Origin of the sequence: Pseudorhodoferax aquiterrae (assembly GCF_014652235.1) — a bacterium.
In the GTDB taxonomy this organism is placed as follows: Bacteria; Pseudomonadota; Gammaproteobacteria; order Burkholderiales; family Burkholderiaceae_C; genus Pseudorhodoferax; species Pseudorhodoferax aquiterrae.
In genome coordinates this window covers 202,524-221,732 of the sequence record NZ_BMYK01000001.1, presented here as the reverse complement: position 1 = coordinate 221,732, position 19,209 = coordinate 202,524, and the positions used below count along the sequence as shown (strand labels likewise).

Annotated in this window: 14 protein-coding genes; 12 read left to right on the top strand and 2 right to left on the bottom strand. The window is 70.1% G+C overall.

The features are described 5' to 3' along the window. Window positions 1-5 precede the first annotated feature (5 nt). The 9 genes from IE209_RS00990 (at window position 6) to IE209_RS00950 (ending at window position 11,014) form a co-directional block, all read left to right on the top strand. Complete coding sequence (locus tag IE209_RS00990) at window positions 6-875, top strand: UPF0280 family protein (protein WP_189685167.1); 870 nt, start codon at window positions 6-8, stop codon at window positions 873-875. A gap of 79 nt (window positions 876-954) precedes the next feature. After that, window positions 955-1,539: an amino acid synthesis family protein gene (locus IE209_RS00985; RefSeq protein WP_189685166.1), complete on the top strand. Its 585-nt coding sequence runs from the start codon at window positions 955-957 to the stop codon at window positions 1,537-1,539. Between the two features lie 50 nt (window positions 1,540-1,589). Further along, on the top strand, window positions 1,590-2,798 hold the full coding sequence (locus tag IE209_RS00980) for an ABC transporter substrate-binding protein (protein ID WP_189685165.1): 1,209 nt from the start codon (window positions 1,590-1,592) through the stop codon (window positions 2,796-2,798). 95 nt (window positions 2,799-2,893) lie between these two features. Further along, on the top strand, window positions 2,894-4,777 hold the full coding sequence (locus IE209_RS00975; RefSeq protein WP_189685164.1) for an ABC transporter permease: 1,884 nt from the start codon (window positions 2,894-2,896) through the stop codon (window positions 4,775-4,777). After that, the gene (locus IE209_RS00970; RefSeq protein WP_145544898.1) at window positions 4,774-5,550 is read left to right on the top strand and encodes an ABC transporter ATP-binding protein; all 777 of its coding nucleotides are present in this window, start codon (window positions 4,774-4,776) and stop codon (window positions 5,548-5,550) included. The genes IE209_RS00975 and IE209_RS00970 overlap by 4 nt, the downstream gene beginning before the upstream one ends. Next, on the top strand, window positions 5,547-6,272 hold the full coding sequence (locus tag IE209_RS00965) for an ABC transporter ATP-binding protein (RefSeq protein WP_189685163.1): 726 nt from the start codon (window positions 5,547-5,549) through the stop codon (window positions 6,270-6,272). The genes IE209_RS00970 and IE209_RS00965 overlap by 4 nt, the downstream gene beginning before the upstream one ends. A gap of 25 nt (window positions 6,273-6,297) precedes the next feature. Then, entirely contained in the window at window positions 6,298-7,011 is a 714-nt protein-coding gene (gene pncA / locus IE209_RS00960; protein WP_189685162.1) for a bifunctional nicotinamidase/pyrazinamidase, read from the top strand. After that, a complete protein-coding gene (locus tag IE209_RS00955; RefSeq protein WP_189685161.1) occupies window positions 7,008-7,484 on the top strand; it encodes a (2Fe-2S)-binding protein in 477 nt (158 codons plus the stop codon). The genes pncA and IE209_RS00955 overlap by 4 nt, the downstream gene beginning before the upstream one ends. After that, window positions 7,481-11,014: a molybdopterin cofactor-binding domain-containing protein gene (locus tag IE209_RS00950; RefSeq protein ID WP_373305247.1), complete on the top strand. Its 3,534-nt coding sequence runs from the start codon at window positions 7,481-7,483 to the stop codon at window positions 11,012-11,014. The genes IE209_RS00955 and IE209_RS00950 overlap by 4 nt, the downstream gene beginning before the upstream one ends. A 3-nt stretch (window positions 11,015-11,017) precedes the next feature. Here the strand turns inward: IE209_RS00950 and IE209_RS00945 are convergent, their stop codons facing one another. After that, window positions 11,018-13,075 carry a GumC family protein gene (locus IE209_RS00945; RefSeq protein ID WP_189685159.1) on the bottom strand — a complete coding sequence of 686 codons (2,058 nt, stop codon included), beginning with the start codon at window positions 13,073-13,075 and terminating at the stop codon, window positions 11,018-11,020. Window positions 13,076-13,153: 78 nt separating this feature from the next. Continuing rightward, a complete protein-coding gene (locus tag IE209_RS00940) occupies window positions 13,154-15,076 on the bottom strand; it encodes a hypothetical protein (protein ID WP_189685158.1) in 1,923 nt (640 codons plus the stop codon). A gap of 180 nt (window positions 15,077-15,256) precedes the next feature. Here IE209_RS00940 and IE209_RS00935 point away from each other — a divergent pair, with 180 nt between their 5' ends. From IE209_RS00935 to IE209_RS00925, 3 genes are read left to right on the top strand one after another with little or no spacing between them, the layout of a single operon-like run. Further along, on the top strand, window positions 15,257-16,576 hold the full coding sequence (locus IE209_RS00935) for a UDP-glucose dehydrogenase family protein (protein WP_189685157.1): 1,320 nt from the start codon (window positions 15,257-15,259) through the stop codon (window positions 16,574-16,576). A gap of 50 nt (window positions 16,577-16,626) precedes the next feature. After that, entirely contained in the window at window positions 16,627-18,105 is a 1,479-nt protein-coding gene (locus IE209_RS00930; RefSeq protein ID WP_189685156.1) for an MBOAT family O-acyltransferase, read from the top strand. Then, entirely contained in the window at window positions 18,105-19,157 is a 1,053-nt protein-coding gene (locus tag IE209_RS00925) for a hypothetical protein (protein ID WP_189685155.1), read from the top strand. Before IE209_RS00930 ends, IE209_RS00925 begins: the two co-directional genes overlap by 1 nt. Window positions 19,158-19,209: the final 52 nt, after the last annotated feature.

Below are 19,209 nucleotides of genomic sequence, written 5' to 3'. Positions count from 1 at the left end.
CCACCATGGGCCCGAACCGCAGCACACTGCCCAGCGGTCGGGCCCATTTCCAGCACGGGCCCATCGACCTCGTGATCGCGGCGGACGGCGACGCCGATGCCGTGCAGGCCGCCCACGACGCGGCCTGGCAGCGCTTCACGACGGTGCTGCCGGAACTCGTGGCCGAGCTGCCGCTGCTGCGCGCACCGGTCGGTGCCGACTGCCCGCTGCATGGCGGCGTTGCGCGCCGCATGTGGCAGGCCTGTGCGCCGTACCGCAGCGGCTTCATCACGCCCATGGCCGCCGTGGCCGGTGCCGTCGCCCAGGACATCCTCGCGCACTACACCGGCGCCGGCATCGCGCGTGCCTGGGTCAACAACGGCGGCGACATCGCCATCCACCTGACCGCGGGCCAGCAGGTGCGCGTGGGCCTGTGGGCCGATCTGGCCCGCTTTCGGCCGGGCCAGAGCAGCAAGCTCCACACCGACGCACAGTTCACGCTCACGGCCGATCTGCCCGTGCGGGGCGTGGCCACCAGCGGCTGGCGCGGCCGCAGTTTCTCGCTGGGCATCGCCGACAGCGTGACCGTGCTGGCGCGCGACGCGGCGGCGGCGGACGCCGCCGCCACCGTGATCGCCAACGCCGTCGACGTGTCCGACGCGCGCATCGCGCGCCTGCCGGCCTGCCAGATCAAAGACGACAGCGACCTCGGTGAGCGCCTCGTCACGGTCGATGTTCCACCCCTGCCGACGCCGCTCGTCGACCAGGCGCTGCAGGCCGGCCTGGCCCGCGCCGAGGCTTTGCGCGCCCAGGGGCTGATCTGGCATGCTGCGCTGGTTTGCCAGGACCGCTGGCGCAGCACCGGCGCCGCCCTCGAACACCAGTTGGTGCAGTAATTGCTTAATGAAAGTACCTAAGCGCAAGCGCCCTCGCCGATCGCACAATGCCCTCCTCTTTGCCACCTGAACCGCCGCCATGCCTGCAGAGATCCGCAAACTGATCGTCCAAGTCGATGAGACCCGCCTCGAAATGGGGCGTGCGGTCACGCCTCCGGTGCGCCGCGCACTGGCCATGGCCGTGATCACCAACCCCTTCGCGGGCCGCTACGAGGACAACCTCGACGCGCTGGTCGCCATCGGCGAGGAACTCGGCGGCCTGCTCGGCGACAAGTGCGTGGCTGCGCTGGGCATCACCCCCGCGCAGGCCGAGGGCTACGGCAAGGCCGCCATCGTCGGCGAGGCCGGGGAGCTGGAGCACGCGGCCGCCATCCTGCACCCCAAGCTCGGCGCGCCGCTGCGCCGGGCCGTCGAAAAGGGCGCGGCCCTGGTGCCCTCGGCCAAGAAGATGGGCGGCATGGGTTGTGCCATCGACGTGCCGCTGGGCCACAAGGACGCCGCCTTCGTGCGCAGCCACTTCGACGCGATTGAGGCGCGCGTGCCCGATGCACCGCGTGCCAACGAGATCGTCGTGGCCGTGTCCGTCACCGCCGGCGGCCGGCCGCTGCCGCGCGTCGGCGGCCTGCAGGCCAGCGAGATCGAAGGCAAGGACGGCCTGCGCTGAGCCGCCGGCCGCCCACCAGCATGTTTCCATCGTTCCCTAGGAGTCTCTCGATGAAATCCCTGCGTCATGTGTTCAGCGCCGCATCGGTCCTCGCGCTCGCCTCGCTCGTCCCGGCCCATGCCCAGGGCGTGATCAAGATCGGCGAGATCAACAGCTACAAGGCCCAGCCCGCCTTCCTGGAGCCCTACAAGAAGGGCATGGACCTGGCCGTCGAGGAGATCAACGCCAAGGGCGGCATCAACGGCAGGAAGATCGAGCTCATCACGCGCGACGACAACGGCAGCCCGGGCGACACCGTGCGCATGGCCGAGGAACTGGTCTCGCGCGAAAAGGTCGATCTGCTCGCCGGCGCCTTCCTGTCCAACACCGGCATGGCGCTGGCCGACTTCGCCAAGCAGAAGAAGTTCTTCTACCTGGCCGGCGAACCGCTGACCGACAAGATGACCTGGCAGGGCGGCAACCAGTACACCTTCCGGCTGCGCCCGGGCACCTACATGCAGGCCGCCATGCTGGTGCCCGAGGCGGCCAAGCTCAAGAAGAAGCGCTGGGCCATCGTCTACCCCAACTACGAGTACGGCCAGTCGGCCACGGCAGCGTTCAAGAACCTGCTCAAGGCCGCGCAGCCGGACGTGGAGTTCGTCGCCGAGCAGGCCACGCCGCTGGGCAAGGTCGATGCCGGCAGCGTGGTGCAGGCACTGGCCGACGCCAAGCCCGATGCCATCTTCAACGTGCTGTTCGGCGCCGACCTGACCAAGTTCGTGCGCGAAGGCAACACGCGTGGCCTGTTCAAGGACCGCACCGTCGTCTCCGTGCTGACCGGCGAGCCCGAATACCTCGATCCGCTCAAGGACGAGGCCCCCGACGGCTGGATCGTGACGGGCTACCCCTGGTACTCGGTCAAGACGGCCGACCACGATGCCTTCCTCAAGGCCTACCAGGCCAAGTTCAAGGACTACCCGCGCCTGGGCTCGGTGGTGGGCTACAGCATGATCCACTCGGCCGCCGCGGGCATCGCCAAGGCCGGCGGCACCGAGGCCGACAAGCTGGTTGCCGCCTTCAAGGGCCTGCAGGTGCCCAGCCCCTTCGGCAAGATCACCTACCGCGCCGAAGACCACCAGTCCACCATGGGCGCCTTCGTCGGCCGGACCAAGAACGACGGCGGCAAGGGCGTGATGGTCGACTACGTCTACCTGGACGGCGCCGACGCACGCTTCCAGCCGCCTGCGGCCGAGATCAAGAAGTCGCGCGCGCAGGACTGACCGCTCCACCCTGAGGCGGGCGCCGGCGAGCCGGCGCCCATGCCCCCGATGCACCCATGCGCCGCCCGGCCGCGGCGGCCTGCAGAGAATTTCCCATGAGCTTCTCGGGACTCATCGTCCAACTCCTCAACGGGCTCGCCGCGGCGTCCTCGTTGTTCCTGGTCGCGGCCGGGCTGTCGCTGATCTTCGGCGTCACGCGCATCGTGAACTTCGCGCACGGCTCGTTCTTCATGGTGGGCGTGTACCTGGCCTACACCCTGGTCGACCGGCTCGGCGGCAGCCTGGGCTTCTGGCCCGCGCTGGTGCTGGCGGCGCTGGCGGTGGGTCTGCTCGGCGCCATCGTCGAGATCGTCCTGCTGCGCCGCATCTACAAGGCGCCCGAGCTGTTCCAGCTGCTCGCCACCTTCGCGCTGGTGCTGGTCATCAAGGATGCCGCGCTGTGGATCTGGGGCCCGGACGAACTGCTCGGCCCGCGCGCGCCCGGCCTGCGCGGCGCCGTCGAGATCCTGGGACGGCAGTTCCCGTCCTACGACCTGTTCCTGATCGCCGTCGGCCCGGTGGTGCTGGGCCTGGTCTGGCTGCTGCTGACGCGCACGCGCTTCGGCACGCTGGTGCGCGCGGCCACGCAGGACCGCGAGATGGTGAGCGCGCTCGGCGTGAACCAGGCCTGGCTGTTCACGGCCGTGTTCGCGCTGGGTGCGCTGCTGGCCGGCCTGGGCGGCGCCCTGCAGCTGCCGCGCGAGCCGGCCACGCTGGAGATGGACCTGCACACCATCGGCGCGGCCTTCGTGGTCGTCGTGGTGGGCGGCATGGGCTCGCTGCCGGGGGCCTACCTGGCCGCCCTGCTGGTGGCCGAGCTCAAGGCCCTGTGCATCTGGCTCGGCGTGGTCGACATCCTGGGCGTGAGCGTGTCCTTCTCCAAGCTCACGCTGATGGTCGATTTCCTGGTCATGGCCGCGGTGCTGGTCTGGCGGCCCTGGGGCCTGCTGGGACGCCCGCAGGCGCCGAGCCGCTACGTGGGCATGGCGGAAGAGCCGTTGCGCCAACCCGGCCGCGCCTACCTCGCCTGTGCGGCGGTGCTGGCGCTGGCCCTGGCGGCCGTGCCGCTGCTGACGGATGCGTCCTCCTACACCACGGTGCTGCTGATCGACCTGCTGATCGCCGCGCTGTTCGCCACCAGCCTGCACTTCATCATGGGGCCGGCGGGCATGCACTCCTTCGGCCACGCGGCCTACTTCGGCCTGGGCGCCTATGCGGCGGCGCTGTTCGTGCGCGCCGGTGGCCTGCCGATGGAGGCGGCGCTGGTGCTGGCGCCGCTCGTGGCGGCGCTGGGCGCCGTGGTCTACGGCTGGTTCGCGGTGCGGCTGTCGGGCGTCTACCTGGCCATGCTCACGCTGGCCTTCGCGCAGATCACCTGGGCCGTCACCTACCAGTGGGACAGCTTCACGGGCGGCAGCAACGGGCTGACGGGCGTGTGGCCCTCGGCCGCATTCGCCGACAAGCGCATGTACTACTGGCTCACGCTGGTGCTCGTGGCCCTGGGCATCTGGTGGCTGCGCCGCGTGCTGTTCTCGCCCTTCGGCTACGCGCTGCGGGCGGGGCGCGACTCGGTGCTGCGCGCCGACGCCATCGGCATCGACGTCAAGCGCATGCAGTGGGCCGCATTCGTCGTGGCCGGCGCCGTGGGCGGCCTGGCGGGTGCGCTGTACGCATTCTCCAAGGGCAGCATCTCGCCCGAGTCGCTCAACGTCACCAAGTCCATCGACGGGCTGGTCATGGTGCTGCTGGGCGGCATCCAGACCCTGGCCGGCCCGGTGGTAGGCGCGGTCAGCTTCACCTGGCTGCACGACACCGTGGCGCGCAACACCGACTACTGGCGCGCCATGCTGGGCGGCATCATCTTGTTGCTGGTGCTGCTGTTCCCGCAGGGCATCGCGGGCTCGCTCAAGCAGCTGTTCGACCGCAGGGCCAAGCCATGAACGCTCCTCTCCTTCAAGTGCAAGGCCTGGGCAAGTCCTTCGGTGGTGTCAAGGCCGTGGACGGCATCGACTTCACGCTGCACACCGGCGAACTGCTCGCGCTGATCGGCCCCAACGGCGCCGGCAAGACCACCACCTTCAACATGGTCAACGGCCAGCTGCGCGCCGACCAGGGCTCGATCCGGCTCGCCGGCCAGGAGCTGGTGGGCATGAAGCCGCGTGCGATCTGGCGCCTGGGCGTGGGCCGCACCTTCCAGATCGCCGAGACCTTCGCCTCGCTGACCGTGGTGGAGAACGTGCAGATGGCCCTGCTCTCGCACGATGGCAAGCTGTTCGCGATGTGGCGCCGCGCGGCCGACCACCGGCGCGCCGACGCGCTCGCGCTGCTGGAGCAGGTCGGCATGCGCGCGCAGGCCGACCGGCCGTGCAGCGAGCTGGCCTACGGCGACGTCAAGCGCGTGGAGCTCGCCATCGCCATGGCCAACGACCCCAAGCTCTTGCTCATGGACGAGCCCACGGCCGGCATGGCGCCCAAGGAGCGCAACGAACTCATGGCCCTGACCAAGCAGCTCGTGGTCGACCGCGGCATGGCCGTGCTGTTCACCGAGCACAGCATGGACGTGGTGTTCGCGTATGCGGACCGCATGATCGTGCTGGCCCGCGGCCGGCTGATCGCCCAGGGCAAGCCGCTGGAGATCCGCGACCATCCCAAGGTGCAGGAGGTCTACTTTGGCAGCGGCAAGACCTTTGAAAAGGAAATGGCCCACGCATGACAGCTCTGCTCGAAACCAAGGCCCTGCGCGCCTGGTACGGTGCCGCCCAGATCCTCTACGACGTGGACCTGTCGGTCCGCCGCGGCGAGGTCGTCGCGCTGATGGGCCGCAACGGCGCGGGCAAGTCCACCACGCTCAAGGCCATCATGGGCATGCTGGCCAAGCGCGCCGGCAGCATCCGCTTCCTGGACCACGACATCTCGCGCACCGAGCCGCACCATGCGTCACGCCTGGGCCTGGGCTTCGTGCCCGAAGACCGGCGCGTGTTCACCGACCTCACGGTGATGGAGAACCTGGAAGTCGGCAGGCAGCCCGCACGCCGCTGGGCGGACGGCACGGACGCGCCGCTGTGGACGCCCGAGAAATTGTTCAAGCTCTTCCCCAACCTGGGCGAGATGCCCAACCGCCCGGGCGGGCGCATGAGCGGCGGCGAGCAGCAGATGCTGACCGTGGCGCGCACGCTGATGGGCAACCCCTACCTGGTGCTGCTGGACGAGCCCTCCGAGGGCGTGGCGCCCGTCATCGTCGAGCAGATGGCCCACATGATCCTGGAGCTCAAGGGCCAGGGCGTGTCCATCCTGCTGTCCGAGCAGAACATGCATTTCGCCGAGCTCGTGAGCGACCGCGCCTACGTGCTCGAGAAGGGGCAGATCCGCTTCGAAGGCAGCATGGCCGAACTGGCCGCCAACGAAGAGGTGCGCCGCGCCTACCTCAGCGTCTGATTTCTTCCACCACCGGGAGCTTTCCATGCAACGCAGAACCGTCCTCCGCTCCGCCGCCGCACTGGGCCTCGTCGCCCTGGCGCCGCCGCTGTTCGCCGCCGCGAAGTTGAAGCCCGGCGCCAACGCCGCGCTGATCGTGGTCGACGTGCAGAACTGCTTCATCGATGGCGGCACGCTGCCCGTCAAGGGCGGGGCCGAGGTCGTGCCCGTCATCAACAAGCTCTCGCTCGCGTTCCAGAACATCGTGGTCACGCAGGACTGGCACACGCAGGGCCATGCCTCGTTCGCCAGTGCGCACGGCGGCAAGAAGCCCTTCGACAGCATCAAGCTCAATTACGGCAACCAGGTGCTGTGGCCCGACCACTGCGTACAGGGCACGGAGGACGCCGCGCTGCACAAGGACCTCCAACTGCCCACCACGCAGCTCATCATCCGCAAGGGCTACAACAAGGGCGTGGACAGCTACTCGGCCTTCCAGGAAGCCGACCGCAAGACCGTGACCGGCCTGGCCGGCTACCTCAAGGCGCGCGGCATCAAGACCGTCTACATCACCGGCTTGGCGACCGACTTCTGCGTGGCCTGGACCGCACTGGACGCGCGCGCCGCGGGCTTCGAGGCCTACGTGGTCGAGGACGCCACGCGCGCCATCGACCTCAACGGCTCGCTGGCCGCGGCCTGGAAGCAGATGGCGGCCAAGGGCGTCAAGCGCATCCAGTCCGGCGACGTGGAAGGCGCGTGACGGCCTACACCCTGCACGTCAACGGCAGCGAACGGCACTTCGACACGCCGCGCGAGACCTCGCTGCTGCACCTGCTGCGCAACGACTGCGGCCTGAACGGTCCCAAGTACGGCTGCGGCCTGGGCCAGTGCGGCAGCTGCACGGTGCTGGTCGATGGCGTGGCTGCGCGCAGCTGCGTGGTGCCTGCGCACGGCGTGGCGGGCCGCCACATCACCACGCTGGAAGGCCTGGGTACGCGCGAGGCGCCGCACCCGGTGCAGCAGGCCTTCATCGATGCGCAGGCCGCGCAGTGCGGCTACTGCCTGAACGGCATGGTCATGGCCACCGTCGCGCTGCTCGCGCGCGTGCCCGCTCCGACGCAGCAGCAGGTGCGCGCCGAGCTCTCGCACAACCTGTGCCGCTGCGGCACGCACCTGGAAGTTCTCGACGCCGTGCAGCGCGCGGCACGGCGCTGCGCGGAGGGCCGCCCTTGATGCGTGCCGACAAGGCGGGCCTGTCGCGTGCGGCCATGCGCGGCGCTGAAGGTGTGCTGCTGGTGCTGCGCGAGGTGCCGGCGCCGCCGCCGCCCGCGCCAGGGCAGCCACCCGCCGTGGCCGGCAATCCGGCCGAGGGCCCGGAGGTGCTGCTGGCTTGCTGGGACGACGGCAGCGCCACGGGCTTCGCGGGCCACGTGGACCTGGGCACCGGCCTGCGCACCGCGCTCACGCAGATCGTGGCCGAGGAGCTGGATCTCGCGCCCGCGCGGGTGACCATGGTCATGGGCAGCACGGCCAGCGTGCCCAACCAGGGCGCCACCATCGCCAGTGCGTCGATCCAGATCCACGCCGGGCCGCTGCGCCTGGCCGCGGCCCAGGCACGGGCCTGGCTGCAGGCCAACGGCGGCGCCGCCACACTCGCGGGCCGGCGTGTGGAGCTGCGGCTCGACACCCAGGCGCCGACCAAGGCCGTGGAGGACTACCGCCTGGTCGGCCAGTCCCTGCCGCGCGTGGACATCCCGGCCAAGGTCCACGGCGAACAGATCTTCGTGCACGACATGCGCGTGCCCGGCATGCTGCATGGCCGCGTGGTGCGCCCGCCCTATGCCGGCCTCGACGCTGGCGACTTCGTCGGCAACACGCTGGAAGGGGTGGACGAAAGCTCCGTCGCCCACATCCCGGGCGTCATCGCGGTCGTGGTGCAGCGCGACTTCGTCGGCGTGGTCGCCGAACGCGAGGAGATGGCCGAGGCCGCCATGGCCGCGCTGCAGGTGCGCTGGAAGCCCTGGCCCGGCATGCCCGGCATCGACCAGACCGAGCAGGCGCTGCGTGCCAACCCCTCCACGCGCCGGCTGCTGCTCGAGCAGGGCCAGGTGGACGCCGCCATCGCGGGCGCTGCCGCCCACATGCCGCGCACCTACGTGTGGCCCTACCAATTGCATGCGTCCATCGGCCCGTCCTGCGCGCTCGCGCACTGGCACGGCGAGGCGGCCGAGACGGTGGCCACGGTCTGGGCCGGGACCCAGAACCCGCATGTGTTGCGCGCCGACCTGGCCCTGCTGACCGGCGTCGCCGATGCCCGCATCGACGTGGTGCGCATGGAGGCGGCCGGCTGCTACGGCCGCAACGGCGCCGACGACGTGGCCGCCGACGCGCTGCTGCTGTCGCGCGCGGTGGGCCGGCCCGTGCGTGTGCAGCTCACGCGCGCGCAGGAGACGGCCTGGGAACCCAAGGGCGCGGCCCAGCTCATGCAGATCGACGGCGGCCTCAATGCCGACGGCACGCCGGCCGCCTACGACTTCCAGACCTCCTACCCGAGCAACGGCGCGCCCACGCTGGCGCTGCTGCTCACGCGCACGGTGGAGCCCGTGGCCAAGGCTTTCGAGATGGGCGACCGCACAGCCGTGCCGCCCTATGCCTACACCCACCTGCGCGTGGCGGCCAACGACATGGCGCCCATGCTGCGGGCCTCCTGGCTGCGCGGCGTGTCGGCCCTGCCCAATTCCTTCGCGCACGAAAGCTACATCGACGAGTTGGCCACGGCCGCTGGCGTCGACCCGGTGGACTACCGGCTGCGCCACCTGCCCGATGCGCGCGCGGCCGAGCTCGTGCGCGCCACGGCCGCCAAGGCCGGCTGGAAGCCGCACACCGCGCCGCAGCAGCAACCGGCCGAAGGCGACATCCTCAAGGGCCAGGGCTTCGCCTACGCGCGCTACATCCACAGCAAGTTCCCGGGCTTCGGGGCCGCCTGGGCGGCCTGGGTGGCCGACGTGGAGGTCAACCGGCGCACGGGCGAGGTGCACGTGAGCCGCGTGGTCGTGGGCCATGACGCGGGCCTCATGGTCAACCCGGCCGGCGTGCAGCACCAGGTGCACGGCAACGTGCTGCAGACCACGAGCCGCGCGCTCAAGGAGCGCGTGGAGGTCGAGCCGGCGACGGGCATCACGCTGAACCGCGAATGGGGCAGCTACCCGCTGCTGTCCTTCCGCGAGGTGCCGGTCGTCGAGGTCATGCTCATGCCGCGGCCCGGCGAGGCACCCCTGGGGGCCGGCGAATCGGCCTCGGTGCCGGGCACGGCGGCCATCGCCAACGCCATCTTCGACGCCACCGGCGTGCGCCTGCGCGCGCCGCCGTTCACGCCCGAGGTGGTGCGCGCGGCGCTGCACCAGGGCCAGTTGCCGCTCCCGCCCGCACCCGCCCCTCAGGCCGAAGCCGCGGTGCCCGCGCCTGCGGGGGGGCTGCCGCCCGACGCCCGCCTGCCGCGCCGCAAGCCCGTATGGGCCGTGGCGCTGGCCCTGGTGGTCGGCGGCATCGCCACCGTGGCCGGGCTGGCCGGCTGGCGCAGCGCCATCGCGCCCGTGGCACGCCCGGCCCTGGACACCTACAGCGCCGCCACCATCGAGCGCGGCCGCCTGCTCGCGGCCGCCGGTGACTGCGTGGTCTGCCACACCGCGCCGGGCGGCCAGCCCAACACGGGCGGCCGCGCCATGGACACGCCCTTCGGCACGGTCTACACCACCAACCTCACGCCCGACCCGACCACCGGCATCGGTGCCTGGTCGCTGGCCGCCTTCCAGCGCGCCATGCGCGAGGGCATCTCGCGCGACGGCCGCCACCTGTATCCGGCCTTTCCGTACACGGCCTTCACGAAGATGACGGACGAGGACCTGACGGCCCTGTACGCCTACCTGATGGCGCAACCGGCCGTGGCGCACCAGCCGCCCGCCACGCAACTGCGCTTCCCGTTCGGGTTGCGCCCGCTGCTGGCCGGCTGGAACGCGCTGAACCTGGACGCCGGCGCCTGGAAGCCCGACCCCGGCCAGACGCCGGAATGGAACCGCGGCGCCTACCTCGTCAACGGCGTGGGCCATTGCGGCGCCTGCCACACGCCGCGCGATGCGCTGGGCGCGGAGCGCGGCGGTGCGGCCTTCCTGTCGGGCGCACTGATCGACGGCTGGGAGGCGCCGGCGCTGACCGCGCTGTCCAAGGCGCCCGTGCCGTGGACGGCCCAGAGCTTCTACGACTACCTGCGCCATGGCCACAGCCGCGAACACGGCGCGGCCACGGGCCCCATGGCGCCCGTGGTGCAGGAACTCGGGGCGCTGCCCGATGCCGACATCCGCGCGATGGCCAGCTACCTGGCCTCGTTCCAGGCAAAGGCCGCTCCGGCGCCTGCCGTGGCCGCACGCACGGACACGCTGCCCGGCCCGGCACAGCGCCTCTTCGAGAACGCCTGCGGCGCCTGCCACCACGATGGCGACGGTCCCCGGCTGCTGGGCCTGAACCTGCCGCTTTCGCTGTCGACCAAGCTGCACAGCGCGCGCCCGGACAATCTGCTGCGCGTGATCCTGGAAGGCGTGCGCGAGACGGCAGGGCCGCAGGTCGGCTTCATGCCGGGATTTGCCGACAACCTGTCGGACGCGCAGATCGCGGCGCTGGCGGGCTACTTGCGGCAGCGGTATGCGCCGGACAAGCCGGCGTGGCAGGACCTGGCGGGACGAGCGGCCGCCCTGCGCGCTGCACGCTGAGCTTCAGCGCAGCGCCAGCACGGCGGGCATCAGGGTTTCGATTTCCGCCAACGGCTTGCGCTCACCGGGCGGCGCCAGTGGCCCCAGCGCGTTGAGTTGCTCGGACGACAACCGGCCGACCAGGCGCCCCAGATCGCCGAACCGCAGACCCTGGCGCACCAGAAAGGCCACGTAGGTGTGGCGCAGGCTCTCGGGCGTCACCGACTGCGGTTGCTCCAGGCCCGCGTCGAAGGCACTGGACGTCACGACGCTGGCGACATCCGCAGCCGCGAGCGCCTGGCCGGAGGCCGACAGCAAGGGCTGCGGCGGCGGCGCGCCGGCGCCCGCACTGGCGACCAGCAGGGTCAGCAGCGGCTCGGACAGCGCCAGCGCACGCGGTGCATCGCCCGGCACCGTCAAACGGCACGCGGCCGCATCCAGGTCGCCGACGCGCAGGGCTGCCGCCTCTTCGGCCGACAGCCCACAGAGCAGGCACACCAGCAAAGGCAGGTGCTCTGGTGCGGTCGCAGCCAGCAACTGCCCGACCTCGTATTGCTCCAGTTCGCGCGGCAAGGCCTGCGCCAGCAGCGGGGTCGCCATTGGCGCAGGTGGCGTTTCCGGTTGGTGCGCTACGGCCGGCATGGCGGGCGCTGCGCCGAGCACGGGACCGGTCGGATGGGGCTGCAGCCAGGGCTGCGGCACGATGACCGTGGACGGCCCCGGCGCCACGGGTTCGGTGCGGTTGAAGAACTCGACGAACCACACGGCCAGGAAGCCCAGCAGCAAGGAAGCTCCCACAGCGATTGCGGCATCGCGCGTGTACAGCGGACGCCAGGCCGTCTCCGGCACCGTGGCAGGCTCGACGACCAGCAGCCGCGGCTTGCGTTCCCGCGCCGTGGCCTCGAGCGCCAGCAAGCGCTGGCGCGCGCCCTGGCGGACCTGCTCCAGGCCCTTGAGGTCGTCCTTCATGGCCTCGAACTCGGCAAAGCGGCGCGTGAAGTTCTGTGCCTTCTGCCGGTCCTCGCCGAACTGCTGCTGCAGGCGCTGCGCCGTGGCCTTGGCACCGGCCAGTTCCTCGCGCGCCTCGGTCAACGCGTTCTGCACGCCCTTGCGCCGCTCGTTGTCCAGTTGCTGTTGCAGGTCGGCAATGCGGTTGCGCGCCGCCCGGGCGGTCGGGTCCATGTCCAGGTACTGCGGCGTGAACTGACGCTCCATCGCCTTGTAGTCCTCGCGCAGCTGGGACAGCCGTGCCTCGATGCTGGCGACGGTGGGGTTCTCCTTGGCCGAAGGCAGGCGCCGGCCCTGTGCCACCGCCTCCTCCAGCGCACGCACCCGGCCTTCGGCCGCGGCGGCGCGCTCGTCGTTCTTGGCCACGGCATCGCCCAGGCCCTTGAGCCGCGCCAGCGTCTGGTTCTCGCTGCGTTCGGCCGACACGATGGCGGAATTGATGCGGAACGTTTCCACCTCGCGCTGGCGCGCCCGCACCCGCTCGTCCATCTCGCGCGCTGTCTCGCGCGCCTGCGCCAGTTGCTGCTGCAGCGCGTTGTCGCCCTGGGCGGCCTGTTCGTCGCGGTAGACCTCCACCAGCGTGTTGACCAGGCGCGCCACGCCCTGGCGGTCCGGCCCGCGCGCCTCGATGCGCACCACGTTCGTGCCGTCCACAGGCCGCAGGCTCAGCATCTCCTGCAGCTGCTGGACGCGCTCGTCCAGTCCCGCACCCTGCAGTGGCCCGCCAGCCAGGCGCTGGGCGACCTTCTCGAGCACCGGCCGGCTGCCCAGGTTCTGCAGCTCCGTCAGGAAATCCTGCGACGCATCGCGCGGTGCCGAAGCCGCGATCGACGCGCCCAGCACCGAGGGGGTCAACTGCACGCGCGCGTTGGCCAGGTACACCGCCGGCCGCAGATAGTTGTACGTGAGGCCGGCGATGGCCGACAGCAGGAACACGCTGAAGAACACCAGCACGCGTCGGCGCATGGCCGCACTGCGGCGCGCAGGCAGCGCATCGATCAAGGGTGTGCCGGCCGCGTAGGCCTGGAAGGCGGGCGCGTGCAGGCGTCGGGCTGTGTCGTCGTCAAGGGGCACGAAATACCTCACGGACAGTGCAAAGCGCACCCGTTGCCGCCACCCGGGGTACGGCGCGGCCTGCGGGCTGGGCCGCCACTATACGTGGGCGCCGGAACCGGGCTCGGCCGGCATCTGCGGCAGGTGCAAGGCGAAGAACAGCAGCAACAGGAACAGGAATGCCACCCGCGGCATGTCCATGACGCTGCTCACCAGGCCCAGCGCGCAGACACCTGACAGCGCCGCCGCCAGATATGGCGCCAGCGGCTGGCCACGCGCCACGCCGAACGACACCCGCCACAGCGCCGCCGCCACGAGGACGGCGAACACCAGCAGGGCGAGCAAGCCGCGTTCGATCAGCCATTCCAGGTACAGGTTGTCGATGTGCCATGGGAGGAAGTAGCTGTCGACCACCGGAAACCACTGCGCCAGCCCCTGCTCGAAGCCGGGGTTGCGCAGCGCGACCGGCCGAGCGCCGGCCGTGAGGGACAGGTTGTCCAGATCCACGGCGCCGCCGGGCCGCGTCACGGCCAGCTCCAGGCTCACGCGGCGCGGCGCCCACGCAGCGCCGGCTGCGAGCGGCGGTCCGGCCAGGTCCATCTCCACATGCTGCCAGGCGCCGCTGGCGCCGCGCAGGGTCAGATGGCGAACCTGGCAATCGCCCTCGTAGAGCAGATGCCGCTCGCAGACCAGGATGCGCAGCCGCGTCGGCTGCGCCATGCGCACGTCCAGCCCCACGCGGTAGCGCGCGCCCGGCAGCAGCGTGACCTGCTGCGTGAGCGCATACCGGCCGGCGAGTTGCGGGCGTGTGGGCGGGCCATACAGGCGCAGGAAATGTCCGCCAGGGCGCGCGGTATCGGCCAGCGCCACGGCGGCGCCCGGGAATTCGCCGGCGCGGTCGATGTCGGCGTAGTGCTCGGGCAGGCGGCCCAGGCCGACGCCAGCGAGCCATGCGGTCGGCGTCTGCAACACCGACACGCCCCGCATCCAGTGCGACAAACGGCTGCCGAAATCCTCCTTGGTATCGCCCAGGCGGTCGAACAGGAAGCTGCTGGCCAGCGCCATCAACAGCACCTGGGTCACCAGCAGCACCCGCAGCACCGCATTGGCGCGCCGGCGCCACGGCGGCCCCGCATCGGCCAGGGCACGGCGCGGCTGCCGGTGCAGCAGCAGTCCCACCACCGCCAGGCCGCCGGCAACCGCGCCGTAGACGCCGCGCGCGAAGGTGGTCAGGCAGACATAGGCCAGCACCAACGCCAGCACCGCGGCGGCGGCCCATGCCAGGGGGCGCCGCGCCGACACCACCGCCCATACCGCGAACGGCACGGCCAGCGCCAGGTAGCCATCGATGGCCGCACCGCCGACGTGCATCTCCCAGAACAGCCCCGCTGTCCGGTAGTCCGAGGCGAAGTTCAGCAGGCCGGGCAGCGCCCCGCGCTCCCACAACACGCCCAGTGCGAACGCGGCCAGGCCGGCCACCAGGCCGCAGGCCAGCCAGCGCTGCGACCACACGGTCGAGCGCTGCAGGGCGTCGCGCAGCAAGGGCACGGCCAGCAGGGCATAGCCCAGCGATTTGCCAACGCGCAGGCTGTTCTCGAACGAGGTGTAGGGGCCGGAGGCATGCGGCGGCAGACGCTGCAGGTCGGTCCAGGCCAGCCACAGCCCGGCCAGCAGCGACAGGCCGAGCGCGAGCCACAAGGCGTCGCGCCACCGCCAACCGGCGTCGTCCAGGCTCGGCGTGCTCCGCATGGCCAGGCGCACGTGGCCGGCGGCGAGCGCCGCCAGGACGAGCAGATCGGTTTCATCCGCAGCGATCCAGCCCGTCCAGGGTGCCAGGCTCAAGCACGGCATGCCCGCCGGCACGACGATCAGCCACAAGCGCGGCCACCGGCTGGCCACGGCCAGCCAGAGCAGGCACAGCGCGGACGCCAGGGCAGGTGCCAGCGGATGCCGGCCAGCCAGCCACAGGGCCAATGCTGCACAGGCCAGGCCCGTCAGGGCGTGGGTCCCGCGCCGGGCCATCGCGCGCAAACCGCCACACCGGCCCAAGGGCGCAGGAGAAATTGCATCGAACTTTGCGGACAAATTGGGGCCGGAACGGAAAGAGAGGTTGCTGCGCCGCAACATTGCCGCATCTGCTCGTTAAGATCGCGACTTTGCCGCCATGGGGGCGGCATTGTCCTCGCCCAATCTCTGCACACCATGAAAATCACCGTCGTTGGAACTGGCTATGTCGGCCTCGTGAGTGGAACCTGCCTGGCCGAAGTCGGCAACGACGTGCTTTGCCTGGACGTGGACCCGGAGAAGATCCGCATCCTGGAAGAAGGTGGCATCCCGATCTACGAGCCAGGCCTGCAGGAGATGGTGCGGCGCAATGTGGCGGCCGGCCGTCTGCACTTCACCACCAGCATCGAGAAGGCAGTGGACCACGGCACCATCCAGTTCATCGCCGTCGGCACGCCGCCGGACGAGGACGGCTCGGCCGACATGAAGTACGTGCTGGCCGCCGCGCGCAACATCGGTCGCCTGATGACGGACTACAAGATCGTCGTCGACAAGAGCACGGTGCCCGTGGGCACGGCCGACCTGGTGCGCGCCACCGTGGCGGAAGAGCTCAAGAAGCGCGGCACCGAAGTGCCTTTCAGCGTGGTGTCCAACCCCGAGTTCCTCAAGGAAGGGGCGGCGGTCGAGGACTTCATGCGCCCGGACCGCATCGTCGTCGGCGCCGAGGACGAGCAGGCCATCCTGCTCATGAAGGCCTTGTACGCCCCGTTCCAGCGCAACCACGAGCGCCTGATCGTCACCGACGTGAAGAGTGCCGAGCTGACCAAGTACGCCGCCAACGCCATGCTGGCCACGCGCATCAGCTTCATGAACGAGCTGGCCAACCTGGCCGAAAAGCTGGGCGCCGACATCGAGATGGTGCGCCAGGGCATCGGCTCGGATCCGCGCATCGGCTACCACTTCCTCTACCCGGGCTGCGGCTACGGCGGCTCCTGTTTCCCCAAGGACGTCAAGGCGCTGATCAAGACCGCTGCGGACAAGGCGAACATCGAGCTCAAGGTGCTGACGGCCGTGGAGGAAGCCAACGACCTGCAGAAGCACGTGCTGACCGGCAAGATCAAGGCCCACTTCGGTGACCTGCGCGGCAAGCACTTCGCGCTATGGGGCCTGGCGTTCAAGCCCAACACCGACGACATGCGCGACGCGCCCAGCCGCACGCTGATCGCCGACCTGCTGGCCGCGGGCGCCTCGGTCACGGCTTACGACCCGGTGGCGATGCACGAGGCCAAGCGCATCTTCGGCGACCAGGACGGCCTGCGCTACGGCGACAGCCCGATGGGCTGCCTGGACGATGCCGACGCGCTCGTCATCGTCACGGAGTGGAAGGAATTCCGCAGCCCGGACTTCGACGGCATCAAGGCCAAGCTCAAGGCCCCCGTGGTGTTCGACGGGCGCAACTTGTACGACCCGAAATTCGTGCGCGCGGCCGGGCTGACCTATCTGCCGATCGGGCGCTGAAAGCACCGCGATCACCAGCAGGCAGTGCCCCGCGTGCTGCCTGATCAGTCATGCTGTTCACCACCGCGACGTTCAGCTTCCTGTACCTGCCGATCGTTCTGATCGGCTTTTTTGCGTTCGGCAGGCGCGCACCCGCGCTCGCGGCCGCATGGCTGTTTGCCGCCTCCGTGTTCTTCTATGGCTACTGGATGCCGGAGTTCACGCTGCTCTTGCTGGGCTCGATCGGTGTCAACTTTTGGATTGGCGAGCGCATTGCGGCCCGTCAGGGCCCTGTGCGCCGCACTTGGCTGGTAACAGGCATCGTTCTGAACCTGGCCACCCTGGCGTACTTCAAGTACGCCAACTTCTTCATCGACAACCTGGAAGCGCTATTGGGGACCAACTTCGGCGTCGGGCGCATCATCCTGCCAATCGGCATCTCGTTCTACACCTTCACCCAGATCGCCTACCTGGTGGATACGTGGCAGGGCAAGGTGCGGGAGGCGCGGCCAGTGCACTACGGGCTCTTCGTCACCTTCTTTCCCCACCTGATCGCGGGCCCGGTGCTGCACCACGCGCAGATGATGCCGCAGTTCGCCAACCGCGCCGTCTACCGCTTCAACGCCGCCCACTGCAGCGCCGGCCTGGCGATCTTCTGCATTGGCCTGTTCAAGAAGGTCGTCCTGGCCGACGGCATCGCCCCCTACGCCGACGCCGTGTTCGTGCCGGTCGATGCGGGCGCGCATCCGGACATGGCCGAAGCCTGGATCGGTGCCCTCGCATACACGTTCCAGTTGTATTTCGACTTCTCGGGCTATTCGGACATGGCCATCGGCCTGTCCTGGATGTTCAACATCCGCCTGCCATTCAACTTCGACTCTCCCTACAAGGCACTGAGCATCAGCGACTTCTGGCGCCGCTGGCACATCTCGCTCTCCACCTTCCTGCGGGACTACCTCTACGTGCCACTGGGCGGCAACCGCAAGGGCCGCATACGACGCTACGTGAACCTGGGCGCAACCATGGTGTTAGGCGGGCTCTGGCATGGGGCTAGCTGGTCATTCGTGTTGTGGGGAGCCATGCATGGTGCTTACCTCATGGTCAACCACGCGTTTCGCGCACTGACGGCGAAGCTCGGCTGGCGCGCCGCGTTGGATGCCAATGTGGTATTCCGGCTGTCGGCCTGGGTGTTCACTTTCGTGTCCGTGGTGGCAGCCTGGGTGCTGTTCCGGGCAGAGACGCTGCAAGGCGCATGGCGCATGCTGCAGTCCATGGCAGGATGGGTTCCGCGAGGCACCGACCACGGCCTGCTGTGGTGGAACGCCGGTCTGCAGCCGTCGGTGGCGATTGGCTGGTGCGCGGTGCTGGGTGCGGTCGCCGTGTTCTCGCGCAACAGCAACACGCTCGGGGAGCGGCTGCTCGCCACCATGCAGGCCCGACCGGCCTGGCGGCCCCCTCTGGCCGGCGCCGCGCTGGCCTGCGCTGTCGCCCTCGTCATCGTGAACACCACGCGCAGCTCGTCCAGCGCGTTCATCTACTTCAACTTCTGATGGGCCGCGCAGCGCTCCTGTTCCTTGGCGGCATCGCCGCCGCCGTCGTCTGCGCGGAAATCGTGCTTCGCGGTTTGCCCGTGTCCACGGCCACGATGACGGGCTACTACCACGATCCCGACATCCTGGCCTATCCGGCGCACCATACGTGGACCATGGCCACGGGCTGGGACCTGCGCAATCCGCACACACTGCGGGCCAACAACTGGGGCTTCGCGGCAGAGCATGAGTTTTCCGTCGATTCGCAGGCCGTTGCACTGATCGGCGACAGTTACGTCGAGGCCTCCATGCTGGCGCCGCGCGATCGACCGGCCGCGCAGCTGGAAGCATTGCTCCAGGGCCGGCGTAAGGTCTACGCCATGGGAACGCCGGGGACCGCGATGCTCGATTACGCACAGCGCATCCGCTTCGCTAGCGAACGCTTCCAGATCCGCGATTTCGTCGTGCTGATGGAGGGAGCGGACGCCCGCCAGGCGCTGTGCGGCAGCGGCAACGTCGTGAGCCGCTGCCTCGACCCGTCGACCCTGGAACCCCGGATCTCCAGGCACCCGCGCGCTTCGGCGTGGACCGACCTGGCCCGGCATTCGGCGCTTGCGCAGTACCTTATGAGTCAGCTGCGGTTCAAGCTTGCCACGGTGACCAAGGCCATGTTCACCCGCAAGCCACCTGAAGAGGCCGGCGCCGGGGCCGGCAAGGTCGCACCGGTCGCGCCCGACCCGGAGCAGCTGGCACGCGCGCAAGCCATGGTCGACGCCGTCGTCCAGCAGTTCTTCGCCACCGTTCCACGCGCGCAGATCCGGCAGCTCGTCTTTCTCGTCGACGGTCGCCGCACCAGCCAGGCTGCCCCCCGGACACTGGCGGAGCTGGAGCGCGCGTACCTGATCCTGCGCTTGCGCGAACAGGGCGTAACCGTGCATGACCTGGAACCAATTTATGCAGCGCACGCGGCTGAGTCGCAGCGTTCGCTCGCGGTCGGCCCATACGACGGCCACCTGAACTCCATTGGATTGCACCTGGCCATGGCAGCGGCTGCGCAGTCTCTGCCGCAGTGATGGCAACCCTGGCGAGCCGTTACGATCCGGTTTCGGGGTGCGAGCCAGCGCC

Bases quoted from the DNA above. Each gene is read 5' to 3' on its own strand.
- IE209_RS00990 (WP_189685167.1), top strand. From the start codon at position 6: ATGGGCCCGAACCGCAGCACACTGCCCAGCGGTCGGGCCCATTTCCAG.
- IE209_RS00985 (WP_189685166.1), top strand. From the start codon at position 955: ATGCCTGCAGAGATCCGCAAACTGATCGTCCAAGTCGATGAGACCCGC.
- IE209_RS00980 (WP_189685165.1), top strand. From the start codon at position 1,590: ATGAAATCCCTGCGTCATGTGTTCAGCGCCGCATCGGTCCTCGCGCTC.
- IE209_RS00975 (WP_189685164.1), top strand. From the start codon at position 2,894: ATGAGCTTCTCGGGACTCATCGTCCAACTCCTCAACGGGCTCGCCGCG.
- IE209_RS00970 (WP_145544898.1), top strand. From the start codon at position 4,774: ATGAACGCTCCTCTCCTTCAAGTGCAAGGCCTGGGCAAGTCCTTCGGT.
- IE209_RS00965 (WP_189685163.1), top strand. From the start codon at position 5,547: ATGACAGCTCTGCTCGAAACCAAGGCCCTGCGCGCCTGGTACGGTGCC.
- pncA (WP_189685162.1), top strand. From the start codon at position 6,298: ATGCAACGCAGAACCGTCCTCCGCTCCGCCGCCGCACTGGGCCTCGTC.
- IE209_RS00940 (WP_189685158.1), bottom strand. From the start codon at position 15,076: ATGGCCCGGCGCGGGACCCACGCCCTGACGGGCCTGGCCTGTGCAGCA.
- IE209_RS00935 (WP_189685157.1), top strand. From the start codon at position 15,257: ATGAAAATCACCGTCGTTGGAACTGGCTATGTCGGCCTCGTGAGTGGA.
- IE209_RS00930 (WP_189685156.1), top strand. From the start codon at position 16,627: ATGCTGTTCACCACCGCGACGTTCAGCTTCCTGTACCTGCCGATCGTT.
- IE209_RS00925 (WP_189685155.1), top strand. From the start codon at position 18,105: ATGGGCCGCGCAGCGCTCCTGTTCCTTGGCGGCATCGCCGCCGCCGTC.